This window comes from Paenibacillus sp. p3-SID867 (assembly GCF_025142895.1).
Taxonomy (GTDB): domain Bacteria; phylum Bacillota; class Bacilli; order Paenibacillales; family Paenibacillaceae; genus Paenibacillus_AQ.
This window is the reverse complement of the sequence record NZ_JAMBDM010000021.1, coordinates 79,268-93,756: the sequence shown is the minus strand read 5'-3', so window position 1 is coordinate 93,756 and position 14,489 is coordinate 79,268. Positions and strand designations below refer to the sequence as shown.

The window sequence follows — 14,489 nt, the reverse complement described above, 5'->3', positions numbered from 1 at the left end:
CAGCTATCGGGCAGGTTAGCACAATGGCATCAGCTAACGGATAACAATTGTCCTTCACTACGATGTTTTCGTTGAACTGTCGGGCAGAGCAGTAAGCTTAGTGAAACACCCAAGAACGCCATTAGCTCTTTATTCGGATACTTGAAGACAAATCTTAAATAATGGTTTTAAATTTCTTGCGATTCGTCCGTTTTCTATTTCTCACGGTCACCCCCAGTTCGATGTTTACCGGGCATGTTTTACGGGATTTTGGAGATGAGATCCGCTTCCTTTTATTGCTCCATTTTATTGCGTTTCTGCGACCTTCTTCACTGCGAATATAGAGCTGGAACCGCTGTTTATAGACGGATCTATTTTTTCTGACAACCAGACAAAACGTTACTCGGACAGGGCTGAAGCCATACCTGATGGTTCCATTCCTACCGCAAAGAGCCAGAGGGACCCATCTACTTTCACCGGAACCGATTGAAAAAGCAGAACTACCTGCAAGAATATTTTTTTCCTTCATCCTGTATTCACCTGAACGGTCGCTTTCACACGATAGGTTCCCGGTGGCAAATCGCCAAACAGGTAGAGCCCCCCCTGATTCGTACGCGTAATCTGGATGATCTGTTCCACTCCTGTGGTCAAAGTATAAAGTGCCACTAGCGCATTGGGTATAGCAGCACCATTCGCTTGGTCCGTCACGATACCACTTACAGTCCCTTTATTGGCATCCGGATCGACCGCTAGGTTAATGTCAAGGGGGACATACTCTGAAGCTTGAATTGTTACAGGGGCACTTTGGTTGGACAAATACCCGGGTAGGACCGCCTGAACGAAATAGGTACCACTCGGAAGTTCGGCAAACAAATACTGCCCTGATGCGTTGGAAGTCACTGTTCCGATCTGAGTAACCGTAGTCCCATCTGTTTGAAATAGACTAACCAATGCATTATTCACGGGCTCATTATTCGTAATGTTACTTACTATACCAAACATGGCTCCCGTCGTTGCTGCGGGATCGGGTTGTAACGTAATCGAAACTTGTGTTGCTCGACCTAGTGTAACTGTTAACGGAATACGGACAGGTGTCAGGTAGCCTGGTTCAGATGCAGTGATTAAATAAGAGCCTACTGGAACGTTAGGTATGACAAATAGCCCCTGTGGGTTACTGTTAACATGCTCAAATGGCACCCCTTGAGAAGTATATAATTGCACTGTAGCAAAAGGAAGCGGATTTCCATTAGGCAGCAGGACTCTTCCCTGCACCACACCAACGGAGGTGCTAGGCGAGGCTTGAAGTGCTAGATTGACACTCTCTTCATCGTGTCCATCCAAGGTAACTGGAGCACTTGGCTGAAGTTTGAACAAGTCAGAAATCGGCATAACCACGACCTCCTTTCACAAATCATACAACTCAATATATGCTTCAGGGTTTATAAGCGACTGGTCTAACGACCTTACTTATACCTACTTCAGATGTATTATCAGTCAGAGCGTATACGATGTGTTAAAGATCTGCATGGAAATTTGTAGGATCCGCTGCAAATGAATGAAGGCCATCTAATTTCCAAACCAGTTAGGTAAGCTCTTATATAGTTAATCGCCCAATTCAACTAACGGGAAACGTTAGTTCAATGAAAACTGCGACAGTCTAGGTCTTTATTTTCTCGTCCATGGCTGTCGCTGTTTCAATTTCATGGGTTATTGAGTCTGATGGTATGACAATTCGAAAATCCGCGTGGAATATAAAGATCCAGTCTTATTTTCTGCTAAACGTCCATGTCATCAGAAAATGGAAATCAGTCAGTATTGCGGATATATTTTTCGGTTATCTGAAACAAAATCACTATAGTAAAGGCTGCCCAATCTGGTGGTTTTTTTCTGCTTATGCATATCCTTTGCTTGTCACTCATAAGATGAAGGTGTAAATGATTATTCTTAATTCGATTCATTTGTTTTGATTCTTAATTAAGTATTTATTTGTTCTCAAACCTTGATAGAGGGTCTCTCAACCATTGATCCAGACTATCTCATAATTTAAGAAGGAGTATCTCAGTAATTGATTAGCGTGTCTGTTTATCATAATTTGAGAGATAATACTCAAAATGTGACAGGCGGATGAAAAGTGGACAACTCGCTATTCAAAAATTGAGAGGCACCGATTCTCATCTTTTTATAGTCCGCCTTTCAGATATTGAGAAGCGGTTGAAGAAATACTGATAGATGGCTCCTCAATATTTGAGAGGCGATTCAATCCAACAAAAAAGCAGGCCTTTGTGGCCTGCTTAATCTAACTGTAAACTGTCAAATTGTACATCGATGATTTCTCCATTTAGCGAGCGAAAGATATTTAAGATCATATTCTTATAACGATCCCTTAACCAGTCCCGTGTAAAGGGAACAGGGGAATACACTGTATAGATTTGATCCCGCTTAATAGCAAAAGTGTTTTTAAACCAAGTATCAAAAGATGGTCGGGAAATTTTGGATTTTATTTCGGACAGGACCTGCTCCCATAAAAGTTCATCCTCTGCGGAGCGCTCCTCTTGTAATAGACTGATTTTATTTCGGGTTTCTTTCTCGAGCTGCAGCACAGTTTTTTCTTTACGAACAACGGTTCCATTTTTGATAACATCTTCATAAATTTCGAAATAGTCGACAGCTGGATCCAAATTGAGAATGTGATCAAAGTTCGTAACGATACTTTGCATATATTTATCGTGATCAAGTTTCAATTCAGTCGGCAGCTGCTCATAGAGCTCTTGAGGTAGGAAAGGAACCTGCTTGCGAACCTTATACAGTGGGCTTTCCTCCATATTGTTCTTGTCAGCGTTTTGAACATTAAAAACTAGTACAAATCCGTAACGTTCAAGGTTTCCGAGTATTTTTTTGATCGTGTTTCGGCTTTTATTCATTTTCATGCCGATTAGATTAAGGTCTGGCCAACAATAATCTTTATCGCCGTAACAGTAACGTTTCAAATGTCCGTATAGGGCAACCCCTTCAGCGGTTAAGAAATGACTCCAATAATCGAAAATATAGTTGCTAAGTATCGTAACATGACCATCCACATAAGGTATTGGCTGACCATGTTTATCCAAGGTAAACTTGCGAACATCATTTTCAGAGATATAGATTTTCTCAAGCTCTTTTTCGGTATAAATTTGCTCGACACCACCGACTTTTCTTACCTTAGGTTTTTCCGTACCGGTTGGCCGGTACCGATAATACAACAGCTTATGTTGCGTTCCTTTTAGGTTCTTATCAATCATAATGGACTCCTTGATTGGCCCTACCTTTGAAAGCAGATACTTCACAGAGGACAAAGGTTATGATAAAATATTCACAACTTTGTTATGCAAATGAAGTCCTTACTTCCTCCATATTTTACTGTCTTACGCTTGGCGGCCGCGGACAGCAAAATGTCGATCGGAATGGGGGCTTTATTATTTTCTCTTATTCTAATATATATATTAATATATTACCTTCAAAGTTCTACATATTTCCACTCCTTATTTTGTGACAGAAAAATAAATTTAAGAAAAAGCCGAAGGCTGGACGCATAATGCTTGTTTTATATTAATGTTTATTTATTTTAAATGATTATAAGAATGATTGTTTGTTTACAAGTCTCTGAATATATTGATTCTAGCGGCTTTCTAGCGCCTTTCTGTCACAAGTTAGGGAGTTGAACGTCACATATTAAGGAGTATAGAAATCACAATTGGGGGAGTTGATTGTCACTAATTAAGGAGTCGCCTGTCACGATTTGTGGAGTAGAAATGTCACAACTTTGGGAGTAGGATGAAGGCTATTTCGCCCAATTTGTTACCTTCGATAGAACGCCTAGAAGCTTCTTTTATCGTTATGATGAAGTTTTGAACAAAAAAATGAATGGGTTACTCCTTATCTTGTGACAGATGTGAACGATAAGTCCTCGATTTGTGACAGCAGAGCTATAAAACACTCCTATTTTTGTGACTGCAGGCAAACCCAAGATAGAAATACTCCCTTTTATGTGACAGACATTACTTTAAACTCCTCAATTTGTGACGCTTGATAACAACAAAAAAGGTGAATCCTTCGGTAGAGCTTGATCTTCTGTGTGTCTAACTCCTATTTTTGTGACAAAAGACCGGAGATAATCTTTTTTAACCATAAAGAACTCCTCAATTTGTGACAGAAGCATAGATTTACTCCTAAAAATGTGATAGTTATCTCGTAACACTCCTATAATTGTGACAGCTAGAGGATTCTTCTAATCTACGTACTCCTTGTTTTGTGACAGTAAAGTAGTACATAACTCCTCATTGTGTGATAATTGTACCGAGAAGACTCTTATAAGGCTGTTTTGAATAAGTAAAATACCTTGTTTGTGGCGGATCCCACAAAAAACTCCTAATATTGTGACAGAAGGCCATTGATTTACAGGTAATATCTTACTTTTTTCTGTCACATATAAAGGAGTGGAAAATCGGGAGCCGGTTAATTATAGTAATCATGAAGGGAGGGTTAAGGGAATGGAAGCAGAACAGCTAGAACAGCTAGAATTTGATTTGGGTCCCACGTCTATTTCTCCTGAATATGTCGTCACAAAGTCAAATGCATTGATTGAAATGCCTCTTAACCTTGACCTACAGGAATCGCGTGTCATCTATACGCTCATTTCATTGATCCAACCTGATGATGAAGACTTCAAAACGCATTTCGTGAAGGTGAAGGAGTTTGCCGACATCTTAGATTTGCAAGAGAAGAATTTTTATAAAAAAATCCGGGAAGTTGTGACAGGATTACAGCGAAAGACGCTGGTAATTCGTGAAAACAATGGTGAATCGGATCTTGTAGTGAACTGGCTTTCCGCATCACGTTACCATCATCGCAAAGGTTTGGTCGAACTTGAATTTTCACCACAGTTGAAGCCTTATTTACTGAAGCTGAAGAAGGACTTCACTCGATATAAATTGGCTAATGTCTTGGTTCTGAAGAGTAAATACTCGATACGGATGTATGAACTACTTAAGCGATACCTGAATTTCGGAAAAAGAAGGTTTACGCTTGAGCAGCTCCGAAATTTGCTGGAGATCGATCCAGGGAAACTAACTCATTACGGCCATTTGAAGCAGCGGGTTCTTTTGAAGACCCAGGAAGAGCTAGCCGAAAAGACGGATATTTCTTTTGACTTTGAGGAAACGAAAGTCGGACATAAAGTAGTGGCAATAACATGTTACATAAAGCCTAATCACCGCAAAAAATTGCTTCTAAAGGATCCGGAAATTTTCGAGAAGGATGTTACAGCATACTCATTATTGACCCGCTTCGGCGTTCGAAAGCCGGTTGCTGAAGAGCTGATCCAAACATTTGGTGAGAAGAGAGTTAAGGACAACATTCAATACGTGTACGAGACAAAACAAGAGGCAAATATCGATAATATCAGCGGGTACATGGTAAAAGCAATCCGTGAGGATTTCGTTCATAACGGTGCCGGTTATGAGGATGAAGATCGGTTTGACTTTGATACATCTATTCCTCACTTAAATGCTCGTTTACGGCGTTTAATCGAACAGCATCACGAAAAGATTCATGGTGCTAAAAAATCCGAAGAGAAGAAACTACGGAGTGATATGGCTCAGGATGTAGTGGATGAGATTCACCGTACATTAGAGATACGAAGAAATCGTAACTTAAGGCCCTTGGAACCGGAGGATTTTGACCAAAAATATGTCCGAGAATTGTATGAATATTTATTAGAGCACCCCTATGTCTAATCGGCGGGGTGCTTCTTTTTTCGATTGTGGGTGACGTAATTATTGATATCGTAGATGATCTTTTCTTTGGACTTGAGCCAAATCTGATCTGCCCTTTGTTCAAATCCTTTCTCACTACAGAACTTTTTAAATTCATTTTCGATTACAAAATGAGGAGTGAAGCTGGTAATTTCGCGGAAGGGTTCCAGGAAATCACGAATGAGCAGATACTCTTCCGGTCGCAGGCCATTTAAAGGTTGGCCATAGGATCCGGTTTCAATCAGCTTTGATAAATACGGCACAGGCTGCCTGATCCCATCAATCCGGGTTTGTACATAGTCGAGGGCTATAATGAAGGCGTATTCTCCTTTCCTCAGCCACTTGGAATATAGGTCTGGGGTAAGCTTGACCCCTAAGAACCCAGTGAAGAGCCTGGCTTGATCAAAAAAGTCTTCCTGATTGATATCCAAGTGAACATGCGTGAGAAAGCGGGAAGGGTGGAACTGTAGGCCAAATACGCGATTGCCGACTGTTTTATGTTCTACAATGTTAATCGATAACCCTAGCAGTTCCTTGATCTCTTCGATGGCTGGCGCTAGTATTCTCGATTTAAAATTGCCGTAGCGCGGATATTGATGATGTAACCCAAGCATGGCCCTTAAATTTTCTATGGAGACCACTTCGTCGGCCCAAATGCTGTCACGAACCAGGGAGTATAGTTTAATCGTAAAGATGCTCTTAGCCTTCAATAGTAAGTCGATTTCATCGGAATTAAATAATTTGGCAATTCGGAGAAATAGAATCTCCACAGAGGCGTGCATCCGAAACTTGATAACTGATCCACGAGATAATTCTAAATTTTCTATTAGTTTCTTCTCGAATTCTACACTGCCGGCGTGAATGGTGATCTCTTGTGTCGCCAGATGGTTCAGGCTAGATTTCAGTTCTGAATATTTAATGCTTTTCCGCCTCATACGTTGGGATAGATCAGCAAGTGTAGCCTCATAGGAATGAAAAGGCGTGAGGTTCCAACGGATCACATCGGAAAGCCAAAGGAGGATTTTGATTTCAGTAAGGGTAATTTTCTGCAGCCCAAAATAGGACGCCTTATATGACATACGCTGGACACCACCTCTTACGTTATTATACTTTAGTTTTGTATAGGACGTAACTTTTCTCTATCGGTGGAAGATGTTATAATCGAGGTATTATAAGAAAGATGAATTGATTTTCTCTGCTGACTAACAATTTCGGCGGAGAGCGAGAAGCTGTTTATGGCAAATAGGTAGTGGATTTGCAGGGTGCATGCGCTAGAAGTATGTGCTTTTTTTGCGTCCATTTTTCTGAGCTCATCATTTGATGAGCTCTTTTTTTGATCATAAACAGGTGAAGGAGGCACGATCATGGATCCATGATCAGCACAGGAAAGAGGGAAACTAAACAATCTTCGAGGAGGAATGTTTACATGGCTGGAAACCATGGGAGTAGGCAACATGATGGTAGTGAGTCTCAAAAAAAAGAACTTAGTGGTGGCCTGGCAGATCATCTACTAGGTATAGCACTTGAAAAACGTAAGCTAGCCAAAGATCATATTCAACAGGTATATGATTCGGTTCCGGCTAAGTACCACAAACATATCCGGATTCTCTCACAAAAGGAAAAAATCTGGGATAAGGAATTCTTTCTAACGGATGAGCAGCGGAGACGTGGCCTGCATTCGTACCACAGTAAGACATTTGTTGAAACATTCAGGCCATATGTGGACGTAGAAGGCCGCATTACGGAAATGATTGACGTACACCAAGAGCATGATAGCGGGTACACACTAGAAACCTACGCTGATCAGATCGGAACTCATTGGGTCATTGAATGCGTATTTGATGGACTCAACAAAAAGGGGCAGCAAGTTAAAACACGTGATCGAGCTGTGATTGGATTTGGAGGAACCGGCGTCGATGCGACAAATCCAATTGAAAATGCCACGACAAGCGCGGTAGGGCGATCACTCGCTCAGGCAGGATACGGATGTATTGGATCCGGCCTAACGTCTTTCGAGGATATGTTCATCGACATATCTAGGCAGAAGGCGCTGGAGGATCTGAATAATGAGCGGAAATCTAGGGTGATGAATCAGAATGACAGAGGAGATGTCCAGGATCTTGATCGTGATTTCTCTAGCACGACTAAACAGACAAGTGAACCAGATGATCCGGTCAAAATGAAAAATTCACTAATAAACCAATTGATCAATCTTACAAAGGGATTTGATCAAACCTATGTGAAAAATCGAATTCCCCAATTACTAAAAGTTACCTTTAATGGGCGGTTTAATTCACTTGAGGTCGGACAACTGCGTTTGGTTGAAATGTATTTTAAACAAGAGATTGAGGATCAACAGGTTTCTTAAAGAAAGGAGTTAAGGCATGAGGCTACGTAGAACAAGACATGTTGGATGGTATGAGATTATGTCTCAATGCCCGATTTGCGGGAAGAAAGGGTGGTGTGGGATCAATGAGGACCAGACCATTGTCCATTGCATGCGGGTACCATCTGATAAATTCAAGGATACAGATATTGGCCGACAGTATACTCATTATTTAACGGAACGTATCCCTCCGGAAAAGATCGAGGTAGAGGTTTCAAATGCCGTAGAAAAACGTTCAAACGACCATCTTAATCGTGTATACCGTGCCTTAACGAGAGAAATCCCGTTATCTGCTAGGCATGCTAACCATCTGATGAACGATCGAATGATGGATGACCAGTCCATTCGTTTGAGAGAGTATCGGACTATGCCGGATCGTGATCGTTACAAGGTCGCTAAAGGCGTCATTGGTCGGATAAGCAGTGATACGGACTTATTGGGCGTTCCAGGCTTTTTCGCTCAAGAGGGACGATATGGGCCGTATTGGACGATGGCCGGCGATACCGGATTGATGGTGCCGTTTCGTTCGATTTTAAATGAGATCATAGGCTGGCAGATACGTGTAGACAAGCCAAAACTGGAATTAACGATGGAAGGTTCTATAAAAGGGAACATCTTGGAAGAAGTTGAACCTCTCCCTAACGGATTGAGACGAGCGAGATGCTCGCTTCAAGTCCAGGACAAGACCCTTGAAGTGATCCTTACAGAGAAGGATAAGAAGATATGCAATTCCAAGTCAGGGCAATTCGTCTTTAGTGTACGTTTGCAGCAAGGTACCAAGTACTGGTGGTGGAGTAGTGGTTCAAAATTAAATGGAGCCTCTATAGGTGGACCGCTTCCGGTCCATCTGGCGTTACCGTATCCATGTTTACCTTACTGGAAAACAGGCGAGGATCCTAGTGGCCTTATTGACTGCTCGGAGATTTGGATCACCGAGGGAGCAATGAAAGCAGATCTTGCTTCCGATATGATGGTAAAGCCGTTTATGGCTATACCTGGAACAGGAGCTTTCAGATTAGCTCTCGAACCACTTAAACAACTCGGTTGCCGGCATGTCGTTCTCGCTTATGATGCTGATGCTGTTACAACACCAGAAGTACAACGTTCATTAGAACTCTGTGCAGAATTTTTTGCTAAAGAGAGCGATATGGCACTGAGTCTTGCGATGTGGGATGCATCTTTAGGTAAAGGAATCGATGATCTTCTGAGAGCAAATTATGTTCCGCAGGTGTCCTCTCTGTTGGCTTAAAATTCTTCCTGTTTGATGACATTATAGTTGCGAACTAAACAATATAGTTGTGAAGTGTACAATTAAAGATGTGAAATTCACATTTTAATTATGAAGTAATTTTGATGGTCTCGAAGTTAATGACTTCTGGGACCATTATTTTTTGGGGATTCGTACTAACCTATTGATGTTACTGGTGCTAAGTCTATGCAATTAAATACTAAAAAGCTTGTCGGTCCATTATTCCGACAGGCTTTTTTACGAATAAGATATTATATCTGCTATCTTCTCATTCTTTTCACTTCTAGGCTTATTAACAATTTACGATTGATTCCATTCCAGAATTCTAGTCCCCAGAAGAGAGATGCGCCTACAAGGCACTATTACAGTAGATCCGCTATATACAGTCCAAGCGGTTCGTGGAAGCCCGAGAACCTTATGAGATTGTGGAACGGTGTTTGTTCTACTTTACAACCGTAACAGGACACGGGGGTTCTTTTCACACTTTATGGAAATACCCCTCTAGAAGGTTGGATGATAAAGCATTGGCTAGGCCTATTGGCTGATTTGCAAATTAGCGGGGTGGATTTGGTTTATCAAGAATTCGACTCAGTGATCTGATGGCCGAGTTCGGTACCGTAAGATACTGATATTGAGGAGCATGTCATGTAGTGGAGGGTGATTTCTACATTCAAGGGCACAGAATGAGATCCGGAAGCCTGAAACGCAGCAGGGAGACAATCTGGCAGCTTGACCACCGATTGAAGTGCGGTGATGCAACCAGCGCAGAGGATGTCGGACGAATGAAGGACGGAGTGAAAGCTGCTCTTGTAGTGACGGATCCCGCGTAGAACATGGCTGTAGAAAGTGATTCAGAGCGCCTGGCTACCGACGGCCGCAGAAGCATAATGAATGACGACATGCCCGCCGAGGAAATTGCGAGCTTTTTACATGCGGTCTTTGAACGCTACCTCAGTGTGACGAAGCCGGCAGCAGCGATCTACGTACTCCACCTATCATCGTCTCTGAGAGAATTTGTGAACGCCATGAACGCGGCGGGCATTATTGTCCGGAGCCAATGCGCGTAGGTGAAAAATAAGCAGAAGTTGACAAGAACATCGATATTGGGATGATTAGATAAATCCTGATTAAATGATAAACCCCTTGAAGCCTGGCTTCAGGGGATCTTTTTAGCATATTATTTACATTGATTTTTATCATCCATGATCCATTATTTTTCAAAAGACAATGGTATGTTAGTATTTGAATAGAGATGTAAATAATATGAAAAACGTCCTTTTTTGTTTAGTGGTTTTGTTATTAGCCTTTATTGTAGGGTGTAATGATGAAGGTCAAGGTGAGTACGAACCATCGCAGTCTTGAGCGTTTGAATTCGTACATTGGAATTCAGCAACATATAAAGTAACCGATTATAAAGTTGGCAAAATCGGTGACAAAATTGGTGAAGTAAAAACTAGGACCCATTCTGAGGCTTATTCTTATCATGGTACGTACTCTAATAAGTTTAATGTTGGCACGGAAATATACTCAATAGTAGACATCGATGAAAGCAAAGCCATTGCCGTTAAGTCAGGAGATAAAGTTTATTTATTACTCGAAAAAAACATTGATGACTGGGAGGGTTTAAAGTAAAAAAATGGATGACTATATTGCTCACATCACATTGTTCTCTACACTTTTTCAAAGTGTTAGCGCTTGAAACCTATACTAGAGTAAGAAGTCGCCAAAATGAACTTACTTCTGGTCAAGTTAAGAGCCTTAATAAAGGTGCCTTAAGCAACCCTAGTTCGGTACTCAAACCGAGTAACATCGTTCAGATTTGTAGAAGAAGTTCGTGGTTGTAAAAATAGATATCGTTCAATCAGGCATCCAATTCATAATAACTTCTCCATGATCTTTACATCCACATATTTCCCATCCAAGATCCCTTGGTTTTCGAAAACTCCCACGTCACGGTAACCAAGCTTATGATATAAGCCTTGACCATTTTGATTGAACGGAAATGTAAACAACACAATTTTATAAAAGTCTTTTTCCTTAGCGATCTCCTCCAGACGCTCTAGAAGCATGCTACCAACTCCTTTACCCCTGAAGGTTCGATCTATGTATATGGATAGATCGGCCACACCGTCATAAGCACATCGTTGCGAGTAAGGGTTGAGGGAAGCCCAGCCGATTACTTCATTATCGTACTCAGCTACAATGACAGCGTAACGATCCTGGTGTTGCTGGAACCAGTTATTCATATATGCAATATTTTTTTGATCAACTTCTAGTGTAGCTATACGATCCTCGATTCCTTGATTATAAATGCGCAATATTCGTTCCACGTCGCCAGTAACTGCTGCTCGAATCAAAGTGGTTTTCAATGTTAGTTCCTCCTATGTAGGAAATATAAGCTTAGCAGCAGGAAACACAGCAGGTATTCATTCGCGGTTGTCTTGAAAATGAGAATGAAATACGAGATTTTTTTCTATTGAGTTCTTTATTAGTTATCTCTCGGCTTTTTTGAATGTGAAGGTCACTTTTCATTAAATACTCTGCAACGTAAGAATGGAGTAACATCGCAATTCATCTCCTATATATCAAATTTATTATTCAGATAATGGGCCGCAGCATTTATTTGATTTCGCCATCGCTTCGTTAAAAATTTTGACGGAGTGTAGTACGGTTTCTTTTTCGAACTCGGTCATATACGAAAATACTTCGTTAAGATAGTCATTCATTTGTCGATCAATGGTAGTCGCTATAAACTTTCCTTCCGTCGTAAGAGCCAGTGTATAAACTCTTCGGTCCTGTGGATCTTGAGTTTTTTTCACTAAATTCATTTTGATTAAGGATTGTACCTGTCTGCTAAACGTTGTAATGTCGGTTCCAAGCGTATCTGCAATCTGTTGCATAGAAGGATTGTGCTGCCGGTCCACTTCGTATAGGATATGGCTTTGTACTAACGAGACATCGTTTCCTCCGACACTGCAGCAGTTTTTATTAAGTAGACCAAACCTTCGGGTCATGATCTGAAACAACTCACGAGCATTTTCCATTGTCGAATCACCTCTTGTGATAGTTATACAACATATAGTTGCAATATGCAAGTATTAAAATTCTATGGCTTGTGATCAGTTCTTTTGTATATTGGAGTTTGATTTTAATTACACTCCTATATAAATCAAAAAAAATTGATGCTTGACGTGTTCAACTGCGACTTGCTACAATGACCACATCAAAATAATTTGATGGAAAGATGAGGTGACAACATGAAGGTCTCCCTTATACAAGAAGACGTTTTGAGCCTATATGAACAAAAGTTCAAAGCCCTATCTGATAAAAATCGGCTGAGAATCATTTATGAACTAAATCAACGAGGTAAAGTATGTGTATGTGACCTAACCGACATGCTGGAACTGCCTCAATCAAAACTGTCTTACCATCTGAAAATGTTGCTAGAAGCAAATATTATATTGATGGAACGCATCGGAAAATGGAACTATTATCAATTAAACGATGAAGAAATCAAAGGATTATTATCCGAAAAGCTATGCTGTGTTTTCTATCCTAATACAAAAACATAATTTTTTTATCTCATACATCAAAAAAAGTTGATGAATTAAAAACATAGGGAGGGTTTCTGTATGAAAAACATTGAATTTAAGGTAGCCTCATCTTCTTGTTGTACACCCCAAGTAACGTTAAACACTAAAGAAACTGTGAAGGAGGAGCATGCGCCCTATAACAATAACCTGCCGGTTGCGATTATCGGTGCCGGCCCGATTGGTTTGGCAGCAGCAGCGCATTTGGTGGAGAGAGGACAAAAATTCATCCTTTTTGAAGAAGGATCTAGCATTGGTCAAAACATCCTACAATGGGGACATGTACGTCTTTTTTCACCATGGCAGTATAACATCGATAAAGCCGCTGAGCGTCTTTTACGTAAGCAAGGATGGCAGCCCCCTGTATTAACAGAACTACCTTTCGGTCAAGAGATTGTGCATCAGTATTTGGAGCCTTTAGCGAAACTGCCTGAACTGGAGCCCAACATTATGTTGAATTCCAAAGTCATCTCCATATCGAAAAAGAATACAGACAAAATGAAATCGGCTAATCGTGAAGCTGCGCCATTCGTACTTTATGTTGAAACAAACGACTCCACAGAACGCTTTGAAGCTAGGGCAGTCATTGATGCGTCCGGAACCTGGGGACATTCGAATCCGCTGCATGCGGACGGGATTTGGACACGTGAAGAAGTTGATTTGAAAGATCACATTTATTATGGCATTCCAGATTTATCAGCCCCACAAAAGCAGAAGTACACAGGGAAACGTGTAGCAGTTGTAGGAGGCGGGCATTCGGCGATCAACACATTACTGGATCTTGCCAAGCTTAAAGAGACGGATTCGAACACGGAAATTATTTGGGTGATGAGAAAGAAATCGGTGGAAGAAGCTTATGGCGGGGAAGAGAATGACCAATTAGAGGCACGAGGAGCACTTGGAAGCCACATTCACCAGTTGATTGATGCCGGCCAAGTCCAAGTGGTTACTCCATTTATGATCGAGAGTGTTTTCAAACACGATAGAAGGATTCACATCAAAGGGACTGCAAATGGTGAAAGCAAGGAGATACAAGAAATCGATGAGATTATCGTTAATACAGGAAGCCGGCCGGATTTCTCATTCTTAAGTGAGATTAGACTCAGCATTGATCCTGCAACGGAGAGTGTTGAAGCACTTGCGCCCCTTATCGATCCCAATGTACACAGCTGCGGAACCGTAAGACCCCATGGTGAAAAAGAGCTGCGCCATGTAGACAAGAACTTTTATCTCGTTGGCATGAAGAGTTATGGCCGGGCACCGACCTTTCTTATGGCAACGGGCTACGAACAGGTAAGATCCATTGCAGCATACCTGGATGGCGATCTGGAAGCTGCGTTGAAGGTTGAATTAGAGCTGCCCGAGACCGGCGTCTGTGGTATTAGCAGTGGGCCGAATGCCAACGATTGTTGCATGCCAGTTTCATCTGCTAAAACGGGCTGCAATTAAAAATTAGAGAAGGGGAGAATCAGAAGCCAAGATTCTCCCTACTCAAA

At 41.3% G+C, this 14,489-nt stretch carries 11 protein-coding genes; 6 read left to right on the top strand and 5 right to left on the bottom strand.

Going from position 1 to position 14,489, the window contains the following annotated elements; all coding sequences use genetic code 11:
- Positions 1-504: 504 nt before the first annotated feature.
- Positions 505-1,368, bottom strand: coding sequence for an MSCRAMM family protein (locus M4D81_RS29475; RefSeq protein ID WP_260069059.1), 864 nt, complete (start codon positions 1,366-1,368; stop codon positions 505-507).
- A 902-nt stretch (positions 1,369-2,270) separates the two neighbouring features.
- Positions 2,271-3,257, bottom strand: coding sequence for a DnaA N-terminal domain-containing protein (locus tag M4D81_RS29470; protein ID WP_260069058.1), 987 nt, complete (start codon positions 3,255-3,257; stop codon positions 2,271-2,273).
- A gap of 1,248 nt (positions 3,258-4,505) precedes the next feature.
- On the opposite strand from M4D81_RS29470, the gene M4D81_RS29465 reads away from it, so the two are divergent.
- The gene (locus tag M4D81_RS29465) at positions 4,506-5,750 is read left to right on the top strand and encodes a replication initiation protein (protein ID WP_148246163.1); all 1,245 of its coding nucleotides are present in this window, start codon (positions 4,506-4,508) and stop codon (positions 5,748-5,750) included.
- Here M4D81_RS29465 and M4D81_RS29460 read toward each other — a convergent pair.
- Entirely contained in the window at positions 5,747-6,847 is a 1,101-nt protein-coding gene (locus tag M4D81_RS29460; RefSeq protein ID WP_260069057.1) for a replication initiation protein, read from the bottom strand. The two genes, M4D81_RS29465 and M4D81_RS29460, sit on opposite strands and share 4 nt — an antisense overlap.
- Positions 6,848-7,194: 347 nt before the next feature.
- Here M4D81_RS29460 and M4D81_RS29455 point away from each other — a divergent pair, with 347 nt between their 5' ends.
- From M4D81_RS29455 to M4D81_RS29445, 3 genes are all read left to right on the top strand, one after another.
- Positions 7,195-8,136 (top strand): hypothetical protein, encoded by a 942-nt coding sequence (locus tag M4D81_RS29455; protein WP_260069056.1) that lies wholly within the window; start codon positions 7,195-7,197, stop codon positions 8,134-8,136.
- A 16-nt stretch (positions 8,137-8,152) separates the two neighbouring features.
- A complete protein-coding gene (locus M4D81_RS29450) occupies positions 8,153-9,403 on the top strand; it encodes a toprim domain-containing protein (RefSeq protein ID WP_260069055.1) in 1,251 nt (416 codons plus the stop codon).
- A gap of 650 nt (positions 9,404-10,053) precedes the next feature.
- The gene (locus M4D81_RS29445; RefSeq protein WP_260069054.1) at positions 10,054-10,233 is read left to right on the top strand and encodes a hypothetical protein; all 180 of its coding nucleotides are present in this window, start codon (positions 10,054-10,056) and stop codon (positions 10,231-10,233) included.
- Positions 10,234-11,277: 1,044 nt separating this feature from the next.
- Here M4D81_RS29445 and M4D81_RS29440 read toward each other — a convergent pair.
- Both M4D81_RS29440 and M4D81_RS29435 read right to left on the bottom strand, forming a co-directional pair.
- Positions 11,278-11,772 (bottom strand): arsinothricin resistance N-acetyltransferase ArsN1 family A, encoded by a 495-nt coding sequence (locus M4D81_RS29440; protein WP_260069053.1) that lies wholly within the window; start codon positions 11,770-11,772, stop codon positions 11,278-11,280.
- 225 nt (positions 11,773-11,997) lie between these two features.
- Positions 11,998-12,447: a MarR family winged helix-turn-helix transcriptional regulator gene (locus M4D81_RS29435; RefSeq protein WP_260069052.1), complete on the bottom strand. Its 450-nt coding sequence runs from the start codon at positions 12,445-12,447 to the stop codon at positions 11,998-12,000.
- Positions 12,448-12,660: 213 nt separating this feature from the next.
- Here M4D81_RS29435 and M4D81_RS29430 point away from each other — a divergent pair, with 213 nt between their 5' ends.
- Positions 12,661-12,975 carry an ArsR/SmtB family transcription factor gene (locus M4D81_RS29430; RefSeq protein ID WP_260069051.1) on the top strand — a complete coding sequence of 105 codons (315 nt, stop codon included), beginning with the start codon at positions 12,661-12,663 and terminating at the stop codon, positions 12,973-12,975.
- 60 nt (positions 12,976-13,035) lie between these two features.
- Positions 13,036-14,442 carry an NAD(P)-binding domain-containing protein gene (locus M4D81_RS29425; protein ID WP_260069050.1) on the top strand — a complete coding sequence of 469 codons (1,407 nt, stop codon included), beginning with the start codon at positions 13,036-13,038 and terminating at the stop codon, positions 14,440-14,442.
- Positions 14,443-14,489: the final 47 nt, after the last annotated feature.

Bases quoted from the DNA above. Each gene is read 5' to 3' on its own strand.
- M4D81_RS29455 (WP_260069056.1), top strand. From the start codon at position 7,195: ATGGCTGGAAACCATGGGAGTAGGCAACATGATGGTAGTGAGTCTCAA.
- M4D81_RS29470 (WP_260069058.1), bottom strand. From the start codon at position 3,257: ATGATTGATAAGAACCTAAAAGGAACGCAACATAAGCTGTTGTATTAT.
- M4D81_RS29465 (WP_148246163.1), top strand. From the start codon at position 4,506: ATGGAAGCAGAACAGCTAGAACAGCTAGAATTTGATTTGGGTCCCACG.
- M4D81_RS29460 (WP_260069057.1), bottom strand. From the start codon at position 6,847: ATGTCATATAAGGCGTCCTATTTTGGGCTGCAGAAAATTACCCTTACT.
- M4D81_RS29450 (WP_260069055.1), top strand. From the start codon at position 8,153: ATGAGGCTACGTAGAACAAGACATGTTGGATGGTATGAGATTATGTCT.
- M4D81_RS29425 (WP_260069050.1), top strand. From the start codon at position 13,036: ATGAAAAACATTGAATTTAAGGTAGCCTCATCTTCTTGTTGTACACCC.
- M4D81_RS29475 (WP_260069059.1), bottom strand. From the start codon at position 1,368: ATGCCGATTTCTGACTTGTTCAAACTTCAGCCAAGTGCTCCAGTTACC.
- M4D81_RS29430 (WP_260069051.1), top strand. From the start codon at position 12,661: ATGAAGGTCTCCCTTATACAAGAAGACGTTTTGAGCCTATATGAACAA.
- M4D81_RS29435 (WP_260069052.1), bottom strand. From the start codon at position 12,447: ATGGAAAATGCTCGTGAGTTGTTTCAGATCATGACCCGAAGGTTTGGT.